This window comes from Streptomyces sp. CA-251247 (genome assembly GCF_050952975.1).
Lineage (GTDB): Bacteria > Actinomycetota > Actinomycetes > Streptomycetales > Streptomycetaceae > Streptomyces > Streptomyces achmelvichensis.
The window spans coordinates 4,776,736-4,799,085 of the sequence record NZ_CP191861.1 but is presented as its reverse complement, the minus strand read 5'-3'; the positions used below and the strand labels follow the sequence as shown (position 1 = coordinate 4,799,085).

The 22,350-nt window shown below is 69.7% G+C and carries 18 protein-coding genes; 4 read left to right on the top strand and 14 right to left on the bottom strand.

The window, feature by feature from the left end; translation table 11 throughout:
* Positions 1 to 20: 20 nt before the first annotated feature.
* The 4 genes from ACQPWZ_RS21225 to ACQPWZ_RS21210 are packed head-to-tail and all read left to right on the top strand — an operon-like array spanning position 21 to position 5,735.
* Complete coding sequence (locus tag ACQPWZ_RS21225; protein ID WP_433572147.1) at positions 21 to 1,391, top strand: ABC transporter substrate-binding protein; 1,371 nt, start codon at positions 21 to 23, stop codon at positions 1,389 to 1,391.
* A complete protein-coding gene (locus ACQPWZ_RS21220) occupies positions 1,388 to 2,239 on the top strand; it encodes an ABC transporter permease (RefSeq protein ID WP_433572146.1) in 852 nt (283 codons plus the stop codon). Before ACQPWZ_RS21225 ends, ACQPWZ_RS21220 begins: the two co-directional genes overlap by 4 nt.
* Entirely contained in the window at positions 2,236 to 3,018 is a 783-nt protein-coding gene (locus ACQPWZ_RS21215) for an ABC transporter ATP-binding protein (protein ID WP_340474693.1), read from the top strand. Before ACQPWZ_RS21220 ends, ACQPWZ_RS21215 begins: the two co-directional genes overlap by 4 nt.
* Positions 3,019 to 3,029: 11 nt before the next feature.
* A complete protein-coding gene (locus ACQPWZ_RS21210) occupies positions 3,030 to 5,735 on the top strand; it encodes a fumarate reductase/succinate dehydrogenase flavoprotein subunit (RefSeq protein ID WP_433572145.1) in 2,706 nt (901 codons plus the stop codon).
* A 104-nt stretch (positions 5,736 to 5,839) separates the two neighbouring features.
* Here ACQPWZ_RS21210 and nuoN read toward each other — a convergent pair whose 3' ends face one another.
* The 14 genes from nuoN to ACQPWZ_RS21140 form a co-directional block, all read right to left on the bottom strand.
* Positions 5,840 to 7,504: an NADH-quinone oxidoreductase subunit NuoN gene (gene nuoN / locus ACQPWZ_RS21205; RefSeq protein ID WP_433572144.1), complete on the bottom strand. Its 1,665-nt coding sequence runs from the start codon at positions 7,502 to 7,504 to the stop codon at positions 5,840 to 5,842.
* Positions 7,501 to 9,072: an NADH-quinone oxidoreductase subunit M gene (locus ACQPWZ_RS21200; protein WP_340474691.1), complete on the bottom strand. Its 1,572-nt coding sequence runs from the start codon at positions 9,070 to 9,072 to the stop codon at positions 7,501 to 7,503. The genes nuoN and ACQPWZ_RS21200 overlap by 4 nt, the downstream gene beginning before the upstream one ends.
* Before the next feature lie 5 nt (positions 9,073 to 9,077).
* The gene (gene nuoL, locus ACQPWZ_RS21195; RefSeq protein WP_340474690.1) at positions 9,078 to 10,976 is read right to left on the bottom strand and encodes an NADH-quinone oxidoreductase subunit L; all 1,899 of its coding nucleotides are present in this window, start codon (positions 10,974 to 10,976) and stop codon (positions 9,078 to 9,080) included.
* Positions 10,977 to 10,988: 12 nt separating this feature from the next.
* Positions 10,989 to 11,288 carry an NADH-quinone oxidoreductase subunit NuoK gene (gene nuoK, locus ACQPWZ_RS21190; protein ID WP_100108534.1) on the bottom strand — a complete coding sequence of 100 codons (300 nt, stop codon included), beginning with the start codon at positions 11,286 to 11,288 and terminating at the stop codon, positions 10,989 to 10,991.
* The gene (locus ACQPWZ_RS21185) at positions 11,285 to 12,115 is read right to left on the bottom strand and encodes an NADH-quinone oxidoreductase subunit J (protein ID WP_340474689.1); all 831 of its coding nucleotides are present in this window, start codon (positions 12,113 to 12,115) and stop codon (positions 11,285 to 11,287) included. The genes nuoK and ACQPWZ_RS21185 overlap by 4 nt, the downstream gene beginning before the upstream one ends.
* The gene (gene nuoI, locus ACQPWZ_RS21180) at positions 12,112 to 12,744 is read right to left on the bottom strand and encodes an NADH-quinone oxidoreductase subunit NuoI (protein WP_340474688.1); all 633 of its coding nucleotides are present in this window, start codon (positions 12,742 to 12,744) and stop codon (positions 12,112 to 12,114) included. Before nuoI ends, ACQPWZ_RS21185 begins: the two co-directional genes overlap by 4 nt.
* The gene (gene nuoH, locus ACQPWZ_RS21175) at positions 12,737 to 14,077 is read right to left on the bottom strand and encodes an NADH-quinone oxidoreductase subunit NuoH (RefSeq protein WP_340477952.1); all 1,341 of its coding nucleotides are present in this window, start codon (positions 14,075 to 14,077) and stop codon (positions 12,737 to 12,739) included. Before nuoH ends, nuoI begins: the two co-directional genes overlap by 8 nt.
* Before the next feature lie 59 nt (positions 14,078 to 14,136).
* Positions 14,137 to 16,650 carry an NADH-quinone oxidoreductase subunit G gene (locus ACQPWZ_RS21170; RefSeq protein ID WP_433572143.1) on the bottom strand — a complete coding sequence of 838 codons (2,514 nt, stop codon included), beginning with the start codon at positions 16,648 to 16,650 and terminating at the stop codon, positions 14,137 to 14,139.
* On the bottom strand, positions 16,647 to 18,017 hold the full coding sequence (gene nuoF, locus ACQPWZ_RS21165) for an NADH-quinone oxidoreductase subunit NuoF (protein WP_383232338.1): 1,371 nt from the start codon (positions 18,015 to 18,017) through the stop codon (positions 16,647 to 16,649). Before nuoF ends, ACQPWZ_RS21170 begins: the two co-directional genes overlap by 4 nt.
* Positions 18,017 to 18,829 carry an NADH-quinone oxidoreductase subunit NuoE gene (gene nuoE, locus ACQPWZ_RS21160; protein WP_383232335.1) on the bottom strand — a complete coding sequence of 271 codons (813 nt, stop codon included), beginning with the start codon at positions 18,827 to 18,829 and terminating at the stop codon, positions 18,017 to 18,019. The genes nuoF and nuoE overlap by 1 nt, the downstream gene beginning before the upstream one ends.
* Before the next feature lie 26 nt (positions 18,830 to 18,855).
* On the bottom strand, positions 18,856 to 20,232 hold the full coding sequence (locus tag ACQPWZ_RS21155) for an NADH-quinone oxidoreductase subunit D (RefSeq protein WP_433572142.1): 1,377 nt from the start codon (positions 20,230 to 20,232) through the stop codon (positions 18,856 to 18,858).
* Positions 20,229 to 20,957 carry an NADH-quinone oxidoreductase subunit C gene (locus ACQPWZ_RS21150; RefSeq protein ID WP_340474682.1) on the bottom strand — a complete coding sequence of 243 codons (729 nt, stop codon included), beginning with the start codon at positions 20,955 to 20,957 and terminating at the stop codon, positions 20,229 to 20,231. Before ACQPWZ_RS21150 ends, ACQPWZ_RS21155 begins: the two co-directional genes overlap by 4 nt.
* Positions 20,958 to 21,048: 91 nt before the next feature.
* Positions 21,049 to 21,603: a NuoB/complex I 20 kDa subunit family protein gene (locus ACQPWZ_RS21145; protein ID WP_313944763.1), complete on the bottom strand. Its 555-nt coding sequence runs from the start codon at positions 21,601 to 21,603 to the stop codon at positions 21,049 to 21,051.
* 17 nt (positions 21,604 to 21,620) lie between these two features.
* Positions 21,621 to 21,980, bottom strand: a complete 360-nt coding sequence (locus ACQPWZ_RS21140; protein ID WP_313944764.1) for an NADH-quinone oxidoreductase subunit A — start codon at positions 21,978 to 21,980, stop codon at positions 21,621 to 21,623.
* Positions 21,981 to 22,350 lie beyond the last annotated feature (370 nt).

Genomic DNA, 22,350 nt, shown 5'->3' with positions numbered 1-22,350 from the left:
GTCGAGAGGTCCGAACGCCCATGACACGCACAGCACTTCAGCCGCGCACAGCACTTCCCGCCGCCCTCGCCGTCGCCCTCGTCGTCCCGCTCGCCACCGGGTGCGGCGGCGACGCGAACGCCGGCGACTCCGGCACGGTCACCGTGACCGTCGGCTACCAGTCCAAGACCATCAACACCGTCACCGCCGGCACCCTGCTGCGCTCACTGGGCTACTTCGAGCAGGAGCTGAAGGCGCGCGGCGCCCGGGACGGCATCACCTACAAGGTGAAGTGGCAGGACTACGCCACCGGCGCGCCGATCACCGCCCAGATGACCGCGGGGAAGATCGACATCGGCTCGATGGGCGACTTCCCGCTGCTGATCAACGCGGCCCGCGGCAAGCAGCTCAACCGGCCGACGCGGCTCGTCTCCGTCACCGGCTACAACCTGCGCGGCGGCCTCAACACCATTGTCACGGAGCCCGGTTCCCGGCTGTCGTCGCTCGCGGACCTGCGCGGCAAGAAGGTGTCCACCTCGGTGGGATCCGCGGCCGACGGCACGCTCGTACGGGCGCTCCAGCAGGCGGACATCGACGCGGAGAAGGACATCCACAAACTCAACCAGCAGCCCGCGGTGGGCGCGTCGGCTCTTCAGGCGGGCAGCGCGGACGCGCTCTCGCAGTTCGTGGCCTGGCCCGGGCTGCTCGCCTTCCAGGGCCGGGCGAAGGCCCTCTACGACGGCGCCGAACTGAATCTGCCGACCTTCCACGGGGTCACCGCGCGCGAAGAGTTCGCCGAGAAGCGGCCCGCCGTGCTGGAGGCCTTCCTGCGCGCGCAGCACAAGGCCACCGAGTATCTGCGCGAGCGGCCCGTCGCGGCGGCGGAATCGGTCGCGAAGGCCACCGGTCTGCCGCCCGAGGTCGTCTACCTCTACAACGGCGCGAACGGCATCGCGACGTTCGACCCGACCATCAAGCCCGCCCTGGTCGCGGCCCTGAAGAAGGACGTTCCGGTACTGAAGTCGGCCAGGCTGGTCGGTGACGTGGACGTGGACGCCTTCGTCGACGACCAGTACGTCAAGCGGGCACTGGGCGCCCGGTACGCGCAGGCACTCGCCACGACGGCCGGGCCCGCACGCAGCGAGGTGTGGCTCAGGAACGGCGCCACGCGGTCCTACGCCGCCCCCGACCAGTTGCTGCGCCACCTCGCGACGAACACCGGCGCGGTCCGGGCCGCGTACGTCCCCGACACGACGACCGGCACCCTCTGGTTCGCGGACAAGGCGGTCTGGGTCGCGGACGGCCCCCGGCTGCTGCCCTTCGTCACCCCGTCGGCGGCCTCGGCGTACATCGCCGGCCACCCGGGGGCGCGGACACTGCCGTACGCCGACGCCCTGAAGCAGGCGTCATGACCTCGCGGCACGTCGTGCGGGCCCTGTCCCTGGCGGGCGCGCTCGGCCTGTGGCAACTGCTCACGGCGTACGACGTCAATCTGTGGCTGCGCTTCGAGCAGTTCCCCACCGTCACGGATGTCGCGCGCGCCTTCGGGGACCGGATCGGCAGCGGGACGTACTGGCAGGACCTGACCGACAGCCTCACCCGCATCGTCACCGGCTTCGTGCTGGCGGCGGTCGCGGGCGTGGCGGTCGGCACGGCCATCGCCCGCTCACGGCTCGCCGCGGATCTGCTCGGCCCGGTCCTCGAAGTCCTGCGCCCCATACCGGCGATCGCGCTCGTGCCCGTGGCGATCCTGCTCTTCCCGAGCAACGAGCAAGGGATCATCTTCATCACCTTCACCGCGGCGTTCTTCCCGGTGATGGTCTCGACCCGGCACGCCGTACGCGCCCTGACACCGGTCTGGGAGGAAGCGGTCCTCACGATGGGCGGCGGCCGCGCCCGTGTGCTGGGCTCGGTCGTGCTGCCGGGCGCACTGCCGGGCATCCTCGGCGGGCTGTCGGTCGGCATCGGCGTCTCGTGGATCTGCGTGATCTCGGCGGAGATGATCTCCGGCGAATACGGGGTGGGTTACCGGACCTGGCAGGACTACACGGTCGTGGACTACCCGGGGGTCTTCGTCGGCATGGCGACCATCGGCCTGCTGGGCCGGCTCACCTCTACCGCCGTGGAGGTGCTGGGCCGCCGCCTGACGCGCTGGCTGCCCCGGCCCGCCGGCGACGCCGTTGCCCGCCCCCGAACCCGTACTCCCGCGCTGCGACGGGCGGCGCGGCCGGACTCTCTCCGAGGAGGCGTCGCCCCGTGACCACACCCCCCGAAACCGCCCTCGCACCGGCCCCTTCCGCGCACCTCGGGGCGCGGCTCACGCTCCGCTCCGTCGCGCTCGGCCGGGACGGAACCGCCGTGCTCGACGGCGTCGATCTCGATGTGGCGGCCGGTGAGATCCTCACCGTCGTCGGGCCGTCCGGCTGTGGCAAGTCGACCCTGCTGCGCACCCTCGCCGGGCTGCTCCCGCCGCTCGGCGGCGAGGTGACCCAGGACGGCACTCCCATCACCGCCCCCCGCGCCGAGCGTGCACTGGTCTTCCAGGACGACGCGCTGCTGCCCTGGCGTACCGTGCGCGCCAATGTCGAACTGCCCCTCGCCATCCAGGGGGTCGCCCGCGCCGCACGGCGCAGGACCGCAGACGAGTGGCTGGAGCGCGTCGGCCTCGCCGGGTACGGGCCGACGTTCCCGCACCGGATCTCCGGCGGTCAGCGCCAGCGGGTCCAGCTCGCCCGCGCACTCGCCGGGGAGCCCCGGGCCGTGCTCATGGACGAGCCGTTCGGCGCGCTGGACGCCCAGACCCGGGCCGGGATGCAGCAGTTGCTGGTCGACGTGCTGCGGCACACCGGCGCGACCGTCGTCTTCGTCACCCACGACGTGGACGAGGCGGTGTTCCTCGGCGACCGGCTCGCGCTCCTCGGCACCGGCCGCGTCCTGGACGTACCGCGTCCCCGCGAGCGCGAAGCGCACAGCGACCCGGCGACCGTGGCACTGCGCCGCGAGGTCCTCGCGTCCCTCGGCAGCACCGGATCCCAGTGAAAGGCACGACCGTGCAGATCCCCGCTCTCACCGACGCCGAGGAGCTCTCCTGCGACGTCCTCGTCATCGGCGGCGGCACGGCCGGCACGATGGCCGCCCTCACCGCGGCCGAGCACGGCAGCAACGTGCTCCTGCTGGAGAAGGCGCACGTCCGCCACTCCGGTGCCCTCGCCATGGGCATGGACGGCGTCAACAACGCCGTGATCCCCGGCCGTGCCGAACCCGACGACTACGTCGCCGAGATCACCCGCGCCAACGACGGCATCGTCGACCAGTCCACCGTCCGCCAGACGGCCACCCGCGGCTTCGCGATGGTGCAGCGGCTGGAGTCGTACGGCGTGAAGTTCGAGAAGGACGAGCACGGCGAGTACGCGGTGCGCCAGGTCCACCGCTCCGGCTCGTACGTCCTGCCGATGCCCGAGGGCAAGGACGTCAAGAAGGTCCTCTACCGCCGGCTGCGCCGCCGTGAGATGCGCGAGCGGATCCGCATCGAGAACCGGGTGATGCCGGTCCGGGTGCTGACCGCGGAAGGCCGGGCGGTGGGCGCGGCCGGCTTCAACACACGCACCGGGCAGTTCGTCACGGTCCGCGCGGGTGCCGTCATTCTCGCGACCGGCGCCGCCGGCCGTCTCGGTCTGCCCGCGAGCGGCTATCTGTACGGCACGTACGAGAACCCGACCAACGCCGGTGACGGCTATGCCATGGCGTACCACGCGGGGGCCGAACTCACCGGCATCGAGTGCTTCCAGATCAATCCGCTGATCAAGGACTACAACGGCCCCGCCTGCGCCTATGTCGCCAACCCCTTCGGCGGCTACCAGGTCAACCGGCACGGCGAGCGGTTCGTCGACTCCGACTACTGGTCGGGCCGGATGATGGCGGAGTTCGCCGCCGAACTCGCCTCCGACCGCGGCCCGGTGTATCTGAAGCTCAGCCATCTGCCCGAGGAATCGGTCGCCGCGCTGGAGTCCATCCTGCACACGACCGAACGCCCGACCCGCGGCACCTTCCACGCGAACCGGGGCCACGACTACCGGACCCACGACATCGAGATGCACATCTCCGAGATCGGCCTGTGCGGAGGCCACTCGGCGTCGGGCGTACGGGTCGACGACCATGCGCGCACGACCGTGCCCCGGCTGTACGCGGCCGGCGATCTGGCGTGCGTGCCGCACAACTACATGATCGGGGCGTTCGTCTTCGGCGATCTGGCCGGCGAGGACGCGGCCCAGTACCGGGCGTACACCGGTGAACTCCCGGCGGACCAGCTGGCCGAGGCGCACGAGCTGGCCTACGGGCCGCTGCGGAATCCCGACGGCCCGCCGCAGCCGCAGGTCGAGTACAAGCTCCGCCGGTTCGTGAACGACTATGTCGCGCCGCCCAAGTCCGGCGCCCGGCTGTCGCTCGCCGTGGACCACTTCGAGAGGATGCGCGGCGAGATCGCGGAGATGGGCGCCACGACACCCCACGAGCTGATGCGCTGCGCCGAGGTGAGCTTCATCCGGGACTGCGCGGAGATGGCGGCCCGCTCCTCGCTCGCCCGCACGGAGTCCCGCTGGGGCCTCTACCACGAGCGCACGGACCATCCGCAGCGCGACGACACCGGCTGGCTGCACCATCTGGATCTGCGCAAGTCGCCGTCGGGAGCGATGGAGTTCACGGCGCGCCCGGTGGAGCCGTATCTGGTGCCGGTCGAGGAGTTCACCCCGGTGGGCGGAGCCTCCCGCCATCTGGGGGAGGTCAGGCCGGAGCAGGTGGCGACGGCGGGACCGCGCGAGGCCGCCCCGACCGGCTCGCGTATCGCCGCCCCCACCAGCACCCCGGAGCGGGCGGCGACCGGCTCGCCGCGCATCCTGGAGCTCGTGGCGCTCGCCGACGACCAGCCGGAACTGGCCGCGCTGTCGCCCTACTTGGCGGACCCGGATCCGGCGGTACGGCGGGCGGCGGTGGCCACGCTGACGGAGACCGCCCCCGACGGCACGGGCCCGGCGCTCGCCGCCGCGCTCGCCGACACCGACACAGGGGTGCGGGCGGTGGCCGCGGAGTCGCTGCGTGAACTGGTCGAGACGCTGCCACCGGAGCCGGCGCTGCGCACCCCGCTGGTCGCGGCCGTCTCCTCGGCCGACCCGGTGGTACGGGCCGCGGCGCTCGACCTGCTGCGCGCCCTGCGGCTGGGAAGCACGGCCTTGTTCGCCCCGGGCCTGGACGATCCCGACCTCGGGGTCCGGGTGGAGACGGTCCGCGCGCTCGTCTCCGTGGACGCCGTCCAGGAGCTGACGACGGCCGCCGCCGACCCGGCCCGTGAGGTCCGCGTCACCGTCGCGAAGGGCCTTGCGGCGGTGACGGCGCCCCCGGCCGACGTCCTCGGCCCGCTCACGCGCCTCCTGGGTGACCACGACGTCCTCGTGCGGGCGGCCGCCTTCCAGTCGCTCGGCGCGACGGGCTGCCCCGCGGATGTGGCGGAGTCGGCCGCAGGGGCGCTGGACGACCCTGCCTGGCAGGTCCGCGCCGGAGCCGCGGCCGCGCTCGGCGGGGCGGCATCCGGTACGGCGGTTCCGGCGCTGGCCAAGGCACTGGGCGACGCCTTCGCGGATGTCCGCAAGGCGGCGGTTCTCGCCCTGCTCCGTCATCCGGCCGCCGAGGAGGCCCGCGCGGCCCTGGCGACGGCGGTCCACGACCCGGACGCGGACGTCAGGGCCTACGCGGGGCGCGCCTGAGGCCCCGGGGCCCGATCCCCGCTGGCAGATGCCGCGCACCGCACAGACGAAGGGCCCGGCTCCCCCGAGGGAGTCGGGCCCTTCGTGGACCATGTGGCGTACGGCTACCGCACGAACACCCCGGCCTGGTTCGCCAGGTCCAGGAAGTACTGCGGGGCCACACCCAGCACCACCGTCACCGCGACACCGACGGCGATCGCCGTCGTCGTCAGCACCGACGGGACGGCCACCGTCGGGCCGTCCGCCTTCGGCTCGCTGAAGAACATCAGCACGATGACCCGGATGTAGAAGAACGCGGCGATGGCGGACGAGATCACACCGACCACGACCAGCGCACCCGCGCCGCCCTCCGCCGCCGCCTTGAAGACCGCGAACTTGCCCGAGAAGCCGGACGTCAGCGGAATGCCGGCGAAGGCCAGCAGGAAGACGGCGAACACGGCCGCGACCAGGGGTGAACGACGGCCCAGACCCGCCCACTTGGACAGATGTGTCGCCTCGCCGCCCGCGTCCCGCACCAGCGTGACCACCGCGAACGCGCCGATCGTCACGAAGGAGTACGCCGCCAGATAGAACAGGACGGACGAGATGCCGTCGGGCGTCGTCGCGATGACACCGGCCAGGATGAAGCCGGCGTGCGCGATCGAGGAGTACGCGAGCAGCCGCTTGATGTCGGTCTGGGTGATGGCCACGATCGCGCCGCCCAGCATGGTGACGATGGCGATGGCCCACATGACCGGCCGCCAGTCCCAGCGCAGCCCCGGCAGCACCACGTACAGCAGCCGCAGCAGCGCACCGAACGCGGCCACCTTGGTCGCCGCGGCCATGAAGCCGGTGATGGGGGTCGGCGCTCCCTGGTAGACGTCCGGCGTCCACATGTGGAACGGGACGGCGCCGACCTTGAACAGCAGGCCCATCAGGATCATCGCGACGCCGATGAGCAGCAGCGCGTCGTTGCCCATGGTGTCGGCGAGTGCCGGGTCGATGGTGCGGACGCTGCCGTCGACGACCTCCGCGATCCGGGCGTACGAGACGGAGCCCGCGTACCCGTAGAGCAGGGCGATGCCGAAGAGCAGGAACGCGGACGAGAAGGCGCCCAGCAGGAAGTACTTCACCGCGGCCTCCTGCGACATCAGCCGCTTGCGCCGGGCGAGCGCACACAGCAGATACAGCGGGAGGGAGAAGACCTCGAGTGCGATGAAGAGGGTCAGCAGGTCGTTGGCGGCCGGGAAGACCAGCATGCCGGTGATCGCGAACAGCGCGATCGGGAAGACCTCCGTGGTGGTGAACCCGGCCTTGACCGCGGCCTTTTCGCTGTCGCTGCCGGGGACCGAGGCGGCCTGTGCGGCGAACGAGTCGACGCGGTTGCCGTGTACCTCCGGGTCGAGCCGGCGCTCGGCGAAGGTGAACACCGCGACCATCGACGCCAGCAGGATGGTGCCCTGGAGGAACAGCGCAGGACCGTCGACGGCGATCGCGCCCATCGCGGCGATGTGCGCCTTGGTGGTGCCGTATCCCCCGGCGGCGAGCCCGACGATCGCGGCGAACGCGGCGGCGAGAGCGACGACGGTCAGGAACAGCTGGGTGTGGTACCGGGCCTTGCGCGGTACGAACGCCTCGACCAGCACACCGAGGACGGCGGCGCCGACGACGATCAGTACCGGTGCCAGCTGGGCGTATTCGATGTGAGGGGCCGGGATCTTGTCGATCGGCGGCGTCGGTGCGGCCGTGGCCGCCGTCGTCCACAGGCTGTGGACAGCTGTAGCGCTCACTTGGCCGCCTCCACCTCGGGCTGGGGGTCCTTCTGCTGGACGTCGGACATCGTGTGCTCGACCGCCGGGTTCACGATGTCCGTCAGCGGCTTCGGGAAGACGCCGAGGAAGATCAGGAGCGCGATCAGCGGCGCCACGACCGCCAGCTCACGGGCCTTGAGGTCGGGCATGCTCCGCACCTCGGCCTTCACCGGCCCGGTCATCGTCCGCTGGTAGAGGACGAGGGTGTAGAGCGCGGCGAGCACGATGCCGAAGGTGGCGATGATGCCGGCCACCGGATAGCGCGCGAACGTGCCGACCAGGACCAGGAACTCACTGACGAACGGAGCCAGTCCGGGCAGCGAGAGGGTCGCGAGGCCGCCGATCAGGAAGGTGCCGGCGAGCACCGGAGCGACCTTCTGCACTCCGCCGTAGTCCGCGATGAGCCGCGAGCCGCGCCGGGTGATCAGGAAGCCGGCGACCAGCATCAGCGCGGCGGTCGAGATCCCGTGGTTGACCATGTAGAGCGTCGCGCCCGACTGGCCCTGGGAGGTCATCGCGAAGATGCCGAGGACGATGAAGCCGAAGTGCGAGATCGAGGCGTAGGCGACCAGTCGCTTGATGTCGCGCTGGCCGACCGCGAGCAGGGCGCCGTAGACGATGCTGATCAGCGCCAGCACCAGGATCACCGGCGTGGCCCACTTGGAGGCCTCGGGGAAGAGCTGGAGGCAGAAGCGGAGCATCGCGAAGGTGCCGACCTTGTCGACGACCGCGGTGATCAGCACGGCGACCGGAGCGGTCGCCTCCCCCATCGCGTTCGGCAGCCAGGTGTGCAGCGGCCAGAGCGGCGCCTTGATCGCGAAGGCGAAGAAGAAGCCGAGGAACAGCCACCGCTCGGTGTTGGTCGCCATCTCCAGCTGGCCGCTCGCCCGGGCCTCCGCGATCTCGGAGAGCGAGAAGCTCCCCGCGACGACGTAGAGACCGATGACCGCGGCCAGCATGATCAGTCCGCCGACCAGGTTGTAGAGGAGGAACTTCACGGCCGCGTACGACCGCTGGGTCGCCGCCGCCTCGTCCCCGCCCGCGTGGGCCCGGTCGCCGAAGCCGCCGATGAGGAAGTACATCGGGATGAGCATGGCTTCGAACAGGATGTAGAAGAGGAAGACGTCGGTGGCCTCGAAGGAGAGGATCACCATCGCCTCGACCATGAGGATCAGCGCGAAGAACCCCTGGGTGGGCCGCCAGCGCTTGCTGCCGGTCTCCTGGGGCTCGGCGTCGTTCCATCCGGCGCCGATGACGAACGGGATGAGCAGCGCGGTCAGCGCGATCAGCGCCACCCCGATGCCGTCGACGCCCAGTTCGTACCGGACGCCGAAGTCCTTGATCCAGGCGTGCGACTCGGTGAGCTGGTAGCGGTCACCGCCGGGCTCGAACCGTACGAGCACGATCGCGGCGAGCACGAGTGTGGCGAGCGAGAACAGCAGCGCCAGCCATTTCGCTGCGGTCCGCCGCGCGGCGGGCACCGCGGCAGTGGCGATCGCACCGACTGCCGGAAGTGCCGCCGTCACCGTAAGGAGCGGGAAAGACATAGCAGTTACACCGCCCTCATCAGCAGGGTCGCGGCGATCAGCACCGCCGTACCTCCGAACATCGAGACGGCGTACGAGCGGGCGTAGCCGTTCTGCAGTTTGCGCAGGCGGCCCGAGAGCCCGCCGACCGAGGCGGCCGTGCCGTTCACCACGCCGTCGACCAGGGTGTGGTCGACGTAGACCAGGGAGCGGGTGAGGTGTTCGCCGCCACGGACCAGGACCACGTGGTTGACGTCGTCCTGGTACAGATCCCGGCGGGCGGCCCGGGTGAGCAGCGAGGCGCGCGGAGCCACGACCGGGACCGGCTTGCGTCCGTACATGACCCAGGCGATGGCGACGCCGATCAGCAGCATGGCGATGGTGCAGGCCGTGATCGTCGGCACGCTGATCACCGGGTGCGGATGCTCGAACTCGGTGACCGGAGCCAGCCAGTTGACGAAGCGGTCGCCGATGCTGAAGAACCCGCCGGCGAAGACCGACCCGAAGGCGAGCACGATCATCGGGATGGTCATCGACCTGGGCGACTCGTGCGGATGCGGCTCGTGGCCCTCCGCGTCGGGCTGCCAGCGCTTCTCACCGAAGAAGGTCATGATCATCACACGCGTCATGTAGAACGCGGTGATACCGGCGCCCAGCAGGGCGATTCCGCCGAAGATCCAGCCGCGGATGCCGTCGTCGTACGCGAAGGCGGCCTCGATGATCTTGTCCTTGGAGAAGAAGCCGGAGAACGGCGGCATCCCGATGATCGCGAGGTAGCCGAGCCCGAAGGTGACGAAGGTGACCGGCATGTACTTCCGCAGGCCGCCGTACTTGCGCATGTCGACCTCGTCGTTCATGCCGTGCATGACCGAACCGGCGCCGAGGAACAGACCGGCCTTGAAGAAGCCGTGCGTCACCAGGTGCATGATCGCGAAGGCGTATCCGATCGGGCCGAGACCGGCCGCGAGGATCATGTAGCCGATCTGCGACATCGTCGAGCCGGCGAGGGCCTTCTTGATGTCGTCCTTGGCGCAACCGACGATCGCACCGAACAGGAGCGTGACGGCGCCGACGATCACAACGGCCAGCTGGGCGTCGGGTGCGGCATTGAAGATCGCGCCGGAGCGGACGATCAGATACACACCCGCGGTCACCATGGTCGCCGCGTGGATGAGGGCCGAGACCGGGGTCGGGCCCTCCATCGCGTCCCCGAGCCAGGACTGCAGCGGCACCTGGGCGGACTTGCCGCAGGCCGCCAGCAGCAGCATCAGGCCGATCGCCGTCAGCTTGCCCTCGCTCGTCTCGCCCGTCGCCTCCAGGACCGGCCCGAAGGCAAAGGTCCCGAAGGTGGTGAACATCAGCATGATCGCGATCGACAGGCCCATGTCGCCGACGCGGTTGACGAGGAAGGCCTTCTTCGCCGCGGTCGCCGCACTGGGCTTGTGCTGCCAGAAGCCGATGAGGAGGTAGGAGGCGAGGCCGACGCCCTCCCATCCGACGTACAGCAGCAGGTAGTTGTCGGCGAGGACCAGCAGCAGCATGGCCGCGAGGAACAGGTTCAGATAGCCGAAGAAGCGGCGGCGCCGCTCGTCGTGCTCCATGTACCCGATGGAGTAGATGTGGATCAGTGTGCCGACGCCGCTGATCAGCAGGACGAAGGTCATCGACAGCTGGTCGAGCTGGAAGGCGACGTCCGCCTGGAAGCTCTCGACCGGGATCCAGGTGAACAGCGTGCTGTGCAGGGTGCGTTCCTCGGCGCCCTTGCCCAGCATGTTCGTGAACAGCACCACGCCGAGCACGAACGACGCACCGGCGAGCACGGTGCCGATCCAGTGGCCGGTGCGGTCGAGCCGCCGCCCGCCGCACAGCAGCACCGCCGCTCCGAGCAGTGGTGCCGCGATGAGCAGCCCAATGAGGTTCTCCATGCCGGCGGCCCCTTACAGCTTCATCAGGCTGGCGTCGTCGACCGAGGCCGAGTGACGGGAACGGAACAGCGACACGATGATCGCGAGCCCGACCACGACCTCCGCGGCGGCGACGACCATCGTGAAGAACGCGATGATCTGGCCGTCGAGGTTGCCGTGCATACGGGAAAAGGCGACGAACGCGAGGTTGCAGGCGTTGAGCATCAGCTCGATGCACATGAAGACGACGATCGCGTTCCGCCGGATCAGCACCCCGGCCGCGCCGATGGTGAACAACAGCGCTGCGAGATACAGGTAATTGACGGGATTCACTTCGCGACCTCCTCTTCGTGCTCGTCGTGGTCACGGCCCAGCCGGTCCTCCGAGCGCCGCTCCAGCGCCTTGAGGTCCGCCAGTGCCTCGTCCGACACGTCGCGGATCTGGCCGCGCTGCCGCAGCGTCTGCATGACCGTGAGCTCGGACGGCGTGCCGTCCGGGAGCAGACCGGCGATGTCCACGGCGTTGTGCCGGGCGTAGACACCCGGAGCCGGCAGCGGGGGCAGGTGCTTGCCCTCGCGGACCCGCTCTTCGGACAGCTCCCGCTGCGTCTTGGCCCGCTCGGTGCGCTCCCGGTGGGTGAGCACCATCGCGCCGACGGTCGCGGTGATCAGCAGCGCGCCGGTGATCTCGAAGGCGAAGACGTACTTGGTGAAGATCAGGGCGGCGAGTCCTTCGACGTTGCCGCCGTGGACGCTGTTGGCCGTGCCGAGTCCGTTGAAGTTCTTCAGCGAGGCATTGCCGATGCCGGCGATCAGCAGGATGCCGAAGCCGAGTCCGCAGGCCGCGGCGAGCCAGCGCTGGCCCTTCAGCGTCTCCTTCAGCGAGTCGGCGGCGGTGACGCCGACCAGCATGACGACGAAGAGGAACAGCATCATGATCGCGCCGGTGTAGACGACGATCTGCACGACACCGAGGAAGTAGGCGCCGTTGGCGAGGTAGAAGACCGCCAGGACGATCATGGTCCCGGCGAGGCAGAGCGCGCTGTGCACGGCCCGCCGCATCAGGATCGTGCACAGGGCGCCGATCACGGCGACGGTGCCGAGCACCCAGAACTGGACGGCCTCACCCGTCGACGTGGTGGTGGCGGCGAGGGCGTTCATGAGCCGACCACCTTCCCCGAAGCCGGTTCCTCGTCACCGAAGGTGGAGGCGCCTTCCTGCGGCTTCTCCTGCTTGGAGAGGGGGACCTGCTGGACCGTGCCGGGAGCGGCCTCGGTGACCAGACCCCGGTAGTAGTCCTGCTCGTCCGTGCCGGGGAAGATCGAGTGGGGCGATTCGACCATGCCCTCCTCGAGTCCGGCGAGGAGCTGCTCCTTGGTGTAGATGAGCGCCTCGCGGGAGCTGTCGGCCAGCTCGAAGTCGTTCGTCATCGTCAGCGCCCGGGTCGGGCAGGCCTCGATGCACAGCCCGCACAGGATGCAGCGGGCGTAGTTGATCTGGTAGACGCGGCCGTACCTCTCGCCCGGGGAGTAGCGCTCCTCCTCGGTGTTGTCCGCGCCCTCCACATAGATCGCGTCCGCCGGACAGGCCCAGGCGCACAGCTCGCACCCGATGCACTTCTCGAGGCCGTCCGGGTGCCGGTTGAGCTGGTGCCGGCCGTGGAAGCGCGGCGCCGTGACCTTCGGCTCCTCCGGGTACTGCTCGGTCAGCCGCTTCTTGAACATGGCCTTGAAGGTCACGCCGAAGCCGGCAACCGGATTCTGGAACTTGTTCTCGGATCCCTCAGACACCGTCAGCCTCCTTTCCGTCACGAGGTCCGTCACCCTGAGTATCGGGTCCACCACTGACAATCAGCTCGCGCTCCCGGCGCGGACGCCTGCGCGGCACCGGCGGCAACTCCTGTCCCGGCAGCGGCGGTACGGGGAATCCGCCCGCCATCGGGTCGAAGGCCGCGGGCGGTTCCTTCGCCGCCTGGGCTTCCGCCTCCTTCTCCTTCTTGCCTCGGAAGATGTCGAAGACGAAGGAGAGCAGCAGGACGGCGATGACCGCGCCGCCGACGTAGAGCACGATCTGCTGGAAGTCGTAGTTCTCGTTCCGCAGCGCCCGCACGGTCGCGACCAGCATCAGCCACACCACCGAGACGGGGATGAGGACCTTCCAGCCGAGCTTCATCAGCTGGTCGTAGCGGACACGGGGAAGCGTGCCGCGCAGCCAGATGAAGAAGAACAGCAGCAGTTGGACCTTGATGACGAACCAGAGCATCGGCCACCAGCCGTGGTTCGCGCCCTCCCAGAACGTGGAGATCGGGTAGGGAGCCCGCCAGCCGCCCAGGAAGAGGGTGACCGAGACGGCGGAGACGGTGACCATGTTGACGTACTCGGCCAGCATGAACATCGCGAACTTGATCGAGCTGTACTCGGTGTTGAAGCCGCCGACCAGGTCGCCCTCGGACTCCGGCATGTCGAACGGCGCCCGGTTGGTCTCACCGACCATCGTGATCACGTAGATGATGAACGAGACGGGCAGCAGGATGATGTACCAGCGGTCCGCCTGCGCCTCGACGATCGCCGAGGTCGACATCGACCCGGAGTAGAGGAAGACGGAGGCGAACGCCGCGCCCATCGCGATCTCGTACGAGATCATCTGCGCGCAGGAGCGGAGTCCGCCGAGGAGCGGGTACGTGGAGCCGGACGACCAGCCCGCGAGCACGATGCCGTAGATGCCGACCGAGGCGACCGCGAGGATGTAGAGCATCGCGATCGGCAGGTCGGTCAGCTGCATCGTGGTGCGGTGGCCGAAGATCGAGACCTCGTTGCCGGACGGGCCGAACGGAATCACCGCGATCGCCATGAAGGCCGGGATCGCCGCGATGATCGGCGCGAGGACATAGACGACCTTGTCCGCGCGCTTGACGATCAGGTCTTCCTTGAGCATGAGCTTGATGCCGTCGGCGAGCGACTGGAGCATGCCCCAGGGGCCGTGCCGGTTGGGCCCGATGCGCAGCTGCATCCAGGCCACGACCTTGCGTTCCCACACGATGGAGAACAGCACGGTGATCATCAGGAAGGCGAAGCAGAACACGGCCTTGATGACGACGAGCCACCACGGGTCGCGCCCGAACATCGAGAGGTCCTCGGCAGCGAGAACGCTCTGCTGGGCTTCCGCGAAATGAGCGAGGGCACTCACGCTCGCACCTCCGGTACCTCAGTGGTGACGGCCTGGGCCGCGGCCGGGCCGATGCGGACCAGCTGTCCGGGGAGGGCGCCGGTGTCCGATGTGACGCCGCCGCCCGCGGAGTTCAGCGGCAGCCACACCACCCGGTCCGGCATGGCCGTCACCTGGAGCGGGAAGCTGACCGAACCCGACGGGCCCGAGACGGACAGGACGTCGCCGTCCTTGACGCCGGTCTCGGCCGCGGTCGTCGCCGAGAGCCGGGCGACCGCCGCGTGGCGGGTGCCCGCCAGCGCCTCGTCGCCCTGCTGGAGCAGGCCCTGGTCGAGCAGCAGCCGGTGTCCGGCCAGTACCGCCTCGCCCTCGCCGGCGCGGGGCAGCGGCTGTGCGGACTCCATCGGTTCGGTCGCCCGCGGGCCGTCCCACGAGCCGAGCCGGTCCAGCTCCCTGCGTGCCGACTTGAGGTCGGGCAGTCCGAAGGGGACGTCGAGTTCGTCGGCGAGCATGTGCAGCACCCGCGCGTCGGACGGTGCCAGCCGGCGCGTCATCTGTTCCGGCTTGAGCGCGGCCTCGAAAAGCCGTGCCCTGCCTTCCCAGTTGAGGAAGGTGCCGGACTTCTCGGCGACGGCGGCGACCGGGAAGACCACGTCCGCCCGCTCGGTGACCTCGCTCGGCCGCAGTTCCAGGGAGACCAGGAAGCCGACCGAGTCGAACGCCTCACGGGCGCGCGTCGGGTCGGGCAGGTCCGCGACCTCGACGCCCGCGACGACCAGTGCGCCCAGTTCGCCGGTGGCGGCGGCCTCGACGATCTGGCCGGTGTCGCGGCCGTAGCGGTGCGGGAGTTCACGTACGCGCCAGACCTCGGCGGTCTCCTCGCGGGCCCGCGGGTCGGTGGCCGGGCGGCCGCCGGGCAGCAGCGAGGGGATCGCGCCCGCCTCGACCGCGCCGCGCTCGCCCGCCCTGCGCGGGATCCACACCAGCTGGGCGCCGGTCGCGCTCGCCGTCCGTACGGCGGCGGTGAGTCCGCCGGGCACGGCCGCGAGCCGCTCGCCCACCACGATCACCGCGCCGTCGGCGCGTAGCGCGTCGGCCGCGGCCGAACCGTCGCCCTCCAGGCCGACGTTGCTGCTGAGCGCGTCCAGCCACTCGGTCTCGGTGCCGGGGGCCGCGGGCAGCAGGACGCCGCCCGCCTTCTCCAGACCGCGGGTGGCGTGGGTGGCCAGCGCGAAGGTGCGCTGGCCGTGCTTGCGGTGCGCCTTGCGCAGCCGCAGGAAGACCCCGGCGGCCTCCTCCTCGGACTCGAATCCGACGAGCAGGACCGCGGGCGCCTTCTCCAGCGTCCGGTAGGTGAGCCCACTGCCGTCCAGGTCGCGGCCCCGGCCGGCGACCCGGGCGGCCAGGAAGTCGGCCTCCTCGGAGGAGTGCACCCGGGCACGGAAGTCGACGTCGTTGGTGTCCAGGGCGACCCGGGCGAACTTGGCGTACGCGTAGGAGTCCTCGACGGTGAGCCGGCCGCCCAGCAGGACCCCGGCCCGGCCGCGCGCCGCGGTCAGCCCGGCCGCCGCGGCCGCCAGCGCCTCCGGCCAGCTCGCCGTTTCCAGCTCGCGGGTCTCGGGGTTGCGCACGAGCGGGGTGGACAGGCGGTCGTGACGCTGCGCGTAGCGGAAGCCGAAGCGCCCCTTGTCGCAGATCCACTCCTCGTTGACCTCGGGGTCGTCGGCCGCGAGCCGGCGCATGACCTTGCCGCGCCGGTGGTCGGTGCGGGTCGCGCAGCCGCTCGAGCAGTGCTCGCACACGCTCGGCGAGGAGACCAGGTCGAAGGGGCGGGAGCGGAATCGGTACGCCGCCGAGGTCAGCGCGCCCACCGGGCAGATCTGGATGGTGTTCCCGGAGAAGTACGACTCGAAGGGGTCACCCTCGCCGGTGCCGACCTGCTGGAGCGCGCCCCGCTCCAGGAGTTCGATCATCGGGTCGCCGGCGATCTGGTTGGAGAAGCGGGTGCAGCGCGCGCAGAGCACGCACCGCTCGCGGTCCAGCAGTACCTGGGTGGAGATCGGCACCGGCTTCTCGAACGTCCGCTTCTTTCCCTCGAAGCGGGACTCGGCGCCGCCGTGCGACATCGCCTGGTTCTGCAGCGGGCACTCGCCGCCCTTGTCGCAGACCGGGCAGTCGAGCGGATGGTTGATCAGCAGCAGCTCCATCACGCCCTTCTGCGCCTTCTCGGCGACGGGCGAGCTGAGCTGCGACTTGACGACCATGCCGTCGGTGCAGGTGATGGTGCAGGAGGCCATCGGCTTGCGCTGGCCCTCGACCTCGACGATGCACTGCCGGCAGGCACCGGCCGGGTCGAGCAGGGGGTGGTCGCAGAACCGCGGGATCTCGATGCCGAGCAGCTCGGCGGCGCGGATGACCAGCGTCCCCTTGGGGACGGAGATCTCCACGCCGTCGATCGTCAGCGAGACGAGGTCCTCGGGCGGCACAGCCGCCTCCCCGCCCCCGGAGGGAGCGCTTGTAGTGACCGTCATGCGTTCACCTCCGTGGTGGTGTGCCGGTCGGCCCAGAGGGTCGACCTGGCGGGGTCGAAGGGGCAGCCCTTGCCGGTGATGTGCTGCTCGTACTCCTCGCGGAAGTACTTGAGCGAGGAGAAGATCGGGGAGGCGGCGCCGTCGCCGAGCGCGCAGAACGACTTGCCGTTGATGTTGTCGGCGATGTCGTTGAGCTTGTCGAGGTCGGCCATCTCGCCCTTGCCCGCCTCGATGTCGCGCAGCAACTGGACCAGCCAGTAGGTGCCTTCACGGCACGGCGTGCACTTGCCGCAGGACTCGTGCGCGTAGAACTCGGTCCAGCGGGTCACGGCCCTGACGACACAGGTGGTCTCGTCGAAGCACTGGAGGGCCTTGGTACCGAGCATCGAGCCGGCCGCTCCGACGCCCTCGTAGTCCAGCGGGACGTCGAGGTGCTCGTCGGTGAACATCGGGGTGGAGGAGCCGCCCGGCGTCCAGAACTTGAGGCGGTGGCCCGCCCGCATGCCGCCGCTCATGTCGAGCAGCTGGCGCAGGGTGATCCCGAGCGGGGCCTCGTACTGGCCGGGGCTCGTGACGTGCCCGCTGAGCGAATACAGCGTGAAGCCCGGGGACTTCTCGCTGCCCATCGACTTGAACCAGTCCTTGCCCTTGTTGAGGATCGCGGGAACGGACGCGATGGACTCGACGTTGTTCACCACAGTGGGGCAGGCGTACAGACCGGCGACCGCGGGGAAGGGCGGCCGCAGCCGGGGCTGGCCGCGCCGGCCCTCCAGGGAGTCCAGCAGCGCGGTCTCCTCGCCGCAGATGTAGGCGCCCGCGCCCGCGTGCACGGTGAGTTCGAGGTCGAGTCCGCTGCCGAGAATGTCCGTGCCGAGGAGGCCCGCCTCGTACGCCTCGCGCACGGCTTCGTGCAGCCGCCGCAGTACAGGGACGACCTCACCGCGCAGATAGATGAAGGCGTGGTTCGAGCGGATCGCGTAACAGGCGATCACGATGCCCTCGATGAGGGAGTGCGGGTTGGCGAAGAGGAGCGGGATGTCCTTGCAGGTGCCCGGCTCCGACTCGTCGGCGTTGACGACGAGGTAGTGCGGCTTGCCGTCGCCCTGCGGAATGAACTGCCACTTCATTCCGGTGGGGAAGCCGGCGCCGCCGCGGCCGCGCAGACCGGAGTCCTTGACGTAGGCGATCAGGTCGTCGGGCGACATGGCCAGTGCCTTGCGCAGACCCTGGTAGCCGTCGTGCCGCCGATAGGTCTCCAGCGTCCAGGACTCGGGCTCGTCCCAGAAGGCGGACAGCACCGGCGCGAGCAGCTTCTCGGGGCTGCTCTCGCCCTGGGCGCTGCCCCCGAATTCGGTGGACACGGTCATCACTCCCCCTCCTCGGTCACCGGGCCGGCCGGGTGCTCCGGGTCGGAGTCCGAGGTCTTCTGCGGTGCGTCGTGCGAGCTGAGGTGCTCGGAACCGGGCTGGGGCGCGTCCTGGCGGGACTCGGCGCGCGGCGAGACCACCCGGGCGGCCGTCGTCTCGCCCTTGGCGAGGCGCAGTCCGATCAGCGACGCGGGACCCGCTCCGCCGGTGGCCTCGACGGCGCCGGGGCGCTCGTCGGGGAAGCCGGCGAGGATGCGCGCGGTCTCCTTGTAGGTGCACAGCGGCGCACCGCGGGTCGGCTCGACCGGCCGTCCTTCGCGCAGGTCGTCGACGAGCCGGCGGGCGGACTCGGGCGTCTGGTTGTCGAAGAACTCCCAGTTGACCATCACCACGGGGGCGAAGTCGCAGGCCGCGTTGCACTCGATGTGTTCGAGGGTGACCTTGCCGTCGTCGGTCGTCTCACCGTTGCCGACCCCGAGGTGCTCCTTCAGGTCGTCGAAGATGGCGTCGCCGCCCATCACCGCGCAGAGCGTGTTGGTGCACACCCCGACCTGGTAGTCGCCGGAGGGCTTGCGCCGGTACATCGAGTAGAAGGTCGACACCGCGGTGACCTCGGCGGTGGTCAGCTCCAGCACCTCGGAGCAGAACCGCACGCCGGTACGGGTGACATGGCCTTCCTCGGACTGCACCAGGTGCAGCAGCGGCAGCAGGGCGGACCGGCTGTCGGGGTAGCGGGCGACGATCTCCTTCGCGTCCGCTTCGAGCCTGGCGCGCACATCGGCCGGGTAGTCGGGGGCGGGGAGCTGGGGCATGCCCAGGCTCACCTCTTGATTTGCGGTCACCGGTCGACGCCTCCCATCACGGGGTCGATGGACGCGACGGCGACGATGACGTCGGCGACCTGGCCGCCCTCGCACATCGCCGCCATGGCCTGAAGGTTGGTGAAGGACGGGTCACGGAAGTGGACCCGGTAGGGGCGGGTGCCGCCGTCGGAGACGACATGGACACCGAGCTCGCCCTTGGGGGACTCGACAGCGGCGTACGCCTGTCCGGCGGGGACCCGGAAGCCCTCGGTCACCAGCTTGAAGTGGTGGATCAGGGCCTCCATGGAGGTGCCCATGATCTTCTTGATGTGGTCGAGGGAGTTGCCGAGTCCGTCGGGCCCGAGCGCGAGCTGTGCGGGCCAGGCGATCTTCTTGTCCGCGACCATGACCGGGCCCGGCTCCAGCCGGTCCAGGCACTGCTCGACGATGCGCAGCGACTGCCGCATCTCCTCCAGCCGGACGAGGAAGCGGCCGTAGGAGTCGCAGGTGTCGGCGGTCGGGACGTCGAAGTCGTACGTCTCGTAGCCGCAGTACGGGTCGGTCTTGCGCAGGTCGTGGGCGAGGCCCGCCGAGCGCAGGATCGGTCCGGTGGCGCCCAGCGCCATGCAGCCGGTGAGGTCGAGGTACCCGATGTCCTGCATACGGGCCTTGAAGATCGGGTTGCCGGTGGCGAGCTTGTCGTACTCCGGCAGGTTCTTCTTCATCGTCTTCACGAACTCGCGGAGCTGGTCCACGGTGCCCGGCGGCAGGTCCTGGGCGAGGCCTCCGGGGCGGATGTACGCGTGGTTCATCCGCAGGCCGGTGATCAGTTCGTAGATGTCGAGAATCAGTTCACGATCGCGGAAGCCGTAGATCATGATCGTGGTGGCGCCGAGCTCCATGCCGCCGGTGGCGATGCACACCAGGTGCGAGGAGAGCCGGTTCAGCTCCATCAGCAGCACGCGGATGACCGTCGCACGGTCCGGGATCTGGTCCTCGATACCGAGGAGCTTCTCCACGCCGAGGCAGTACGCCGTCTCGTTGAAGAACGGCGTCAGATAATCCATGCGCGTGACGAAGGTGGTGCCCTGCGTCCAGGTCCGGTACTCGAGGTTCTTCTCGATGCCGGTGTGCAGATACCCGATGCCGCAGCGGGCCTCGGTGACCGTCTCGCCGTCGATCTCCAGGATCAGCCGGAGCACGCCGTGCGTCGAGGGGTGCTGCGGGCCCATGTTGACGACGATGCGCTCGTCGTCGGCCTTGGCCGCGCTCTGCACGACCTCGTCCCAGTCGCCGCCGGTGACTGTATATACAGTCCCCTCGGTGGTCTCGCGGGGATCTGCAAGGGGCGTCCCGAAGGGATCCGGTGAGGGGTGGCGGCCGGGCGACGGGTGGGGGTGCGATGTACTCACGAGTACGACCTCCGCTGGTCAGGAGCCGGGATCTGGGCGCCTTTGTACTCGACGGCGATGCCGCCGAGCGGATAGTCCTTGCGCTGCGGGTAGCCCTGCCAGTCGTCCGGCATCATGATCCGGGTGAGGGCGGGGTGGCCGTCGAAGACGAGCCCGAAGAAGTCGTAGGTCTCGCGCTCGTGCCAGTCGTTGGTCGGATAGACGGCGACGAGGGAGGGCACGTGCGGGTCGCTGTCCGGGGCGGAGACCTCGAGGCGGATCAGCCGGCCGTGGGTGAGCGAGCGCAGGTGGTAGACGGCGTGCAGCTCGCGGCCCTTGTCGTCGGGATAGTGGACACCGCTGACACCGGTACAGAGCTCGAAGCGCAGGGCCGGGTCGTCCCTCAGGGTGCGGGCCACCTGCGCCAGCAGCTCGCGCGCGACGTGGAAGGTGAGCTCCCCGCGGTCGACGACCGTCTTCTCGATGACGTTCTCGGGGACGAGGCCCTGTTCCTCCAGCGCACCCTCGAGCTCGTCGGCGACCTCGTCGAAGTAGCCGCCGTAGGGACGGTTCGTCGGGCCGGGCAGCCGGACGGAGCGGACGAGGCCGCCGTAGCCCGAGGTGTCGCCGCCGTTGTTGGCACCGAACATGCCGCGCTGGACGCGGATCTCCTCGCCGCCCTCGCCACGCTGTCCGGGAAGGTTCTGCTCGCTGAGCTCCTTCTCGGGGTTCGGCTGGTCCGTCATCGCTGCACCCCCTGGATCGCTTCTCCGCCCGTGCGGCTCAGGGGTGCGGATCCACTCGTCATCTGCGGCACGGCGGCCGCGCGTACGTCGCTCACCGGAGCAGCCCCTTCATCTCGATCAGGGGAAGCGCCTTGAGCGCCGCTTCCTCCGCCTCGCGGGCCGCTTCCTCCGCGTTCACGCCGAGCTTGGAGGACTGGATCTTCTGGTGGAGCTTGAGAATGGCGTCCATCAGCATCTCCGGACGCGGCGGGCAGCCGGGCAAATAGATATCAACAGGGACGACATGGTCGACGCCCTGCACAATTGCGTAGTTGTTGAACATGCCGCCCGACGATGCGCACACGCCCATGGAGATGACCCACTTGGGATTGGGCATCTGGTCGTAGACCTGCCGCAGGACGGGCGCCATCTTCTGGCTCACCCGGCCCGCCACGATCATCAGGTCGGCCTGGCGCGGCGAGCCGCGGAAGACCTCCATGCCGAACCGGGCCAGGTCGTACCGTCCGGCACCGGTCGTCATCATCTCGATGGCGCAGCAGGCCAGACCGAACGTGGCCGGGAAGACGGATGACTTGCGCACCCAGCCCGAGGCCTGTTCGACGGTGGTCAGCAGGAAACCGCTCGGCAGTTTCTCTTCGAGTCCCATTGGTGCCCCTCAGCCCCTCAGTCCCATTCCAGACCGCCGCGCCGCCACACATACGCATAGGCGACGAAGACGGTGAGCACGAAGAGCAGCATCTCCACGAGCCCGAAAAGCCCCAGGGCGTCGAAGGTGACCGCCCAGGGGTAGAGGAAGACGATCTCGATGTCGAAGACGATGAAGAGCATCGCCGTCAGGTAGTACTTGATGGGAAAGCGGCCGCCGCCGGCCGGCGTGGGAGTGGGCTCGATGCCGCACTCGTACGCCTCTTGTTTCGCCCTGTTGTAGCGCTTCGGGCCGATAAGCGTGGCCATGACCACGGAGAAGATCGCAAACCCTGCCCCGAGGGCGCCGAGCACAAGGATGGGCGCGTAAGCATTCACCCTCCTCGCTCCTTCCAGTCGTCCTTGACCGTTGGACCGCACCGGGCAACCGCCTCGCTGCCTCGAAGATCACGTGTATGTGAGGCAGTTCACAAGCCCGACTGCCCCGCATCCTATGCCTGCCGGTCTGTGATCTGCGACACGGGGTACGACAACGCCTTTGTGATCTCCACCACCCGGCGAAGGATCATGAAGCCGGATGAGCGGTGATCTTCATACGCGAAGCGCCCGAGCGGTCACGAGAAGTGACATCCGTATGCGTTACCGCTGGTGGGAGGGGTGCGGGTATAGCAAGGCGGAGCCTGTTCGGGCAAATTGGCGATGGACCGCATCGGGTGATAGAGGACGTCCCGTCACCCGGGCGAGCGCC

Coding starts and splice junctions, on each gene's coding strand:
- ACQPWZ_RS21225 (WP_433572147.1), top strand. CDS start 21: ATGACACGCACAGCACTTCAGCCGCGCACAGCACTTCCCGCCGCCCTC.
- ACQPWZ_RS21220 (WP_433572146.1), top strand. CDS start 1,388: ATGACCTCGCGGCACGTCGTGCGGGCCCTGTCCCTGGCGGGCGCGCTC.
- ACQPWZ_RS21200 (WP_340474691.1), bottom strand. CDS start 9,072: ATGTCTTTCCCGCTCCTTACGGTGACGGCGGCACTTCCGGCAGTCGGT.
- nuoL (WP_340474690.1), bottom strand. CDS start 10,976: ATGGAGAACCTCATTGGGCTGCTCATCGCGGCACCACTGCTCGGAGCG.
- ACQPWZ_RS21185 (WP_340474689.1), bottom strand. CDS start 12,115: ATGAACGCCCTCGCCGCCACCACCACGTCGACGGGTGAGGCCGTCCAG.
- nuoH (WP_340477952.1), bottom strand. CDS start 14,077: ATGTTCGGGCGCGACCCGTGGTGGCTCGTCGTCATCAAGGCCGTGTTC.
- ACQPWZ_RS21170 (WP_433572143.1), bottom strand. CDS start 16,650: ATGACGGTCACTACAAGCGCTCCCTCCGGGGGCGGGGAGGCGGCTGTG.
- nuoF (WP_383232338.1), bottom strand. CDS start 18,017: ATGACCGTGTCCACCGAATTCGGGGGCAGCGCCCAGGGCGAGAGCAGC.
- nuoE (WP_383232335.1), bottom strand. CDS start 18,829: ATGCCCCAGCTCCCCGCCCCCGACTACCCGGCCGATGTGCGCGCCAGG.
- ACQPWZ_RS21150 (WP_340474682.1), bottom strand. CDS start 20,957: ATGACGGACCAGCCGAACCCCGAGAAGGAGCTCAGCGAGCAGAACCTT.
- ACQPWZ_RS21145 (WP_313944763.1), bottom strand. CDS start 21,603: ATGGGACTCGAAGAGAAACTGCCGAGCGGTTTCCTGCTGACCACCGTC.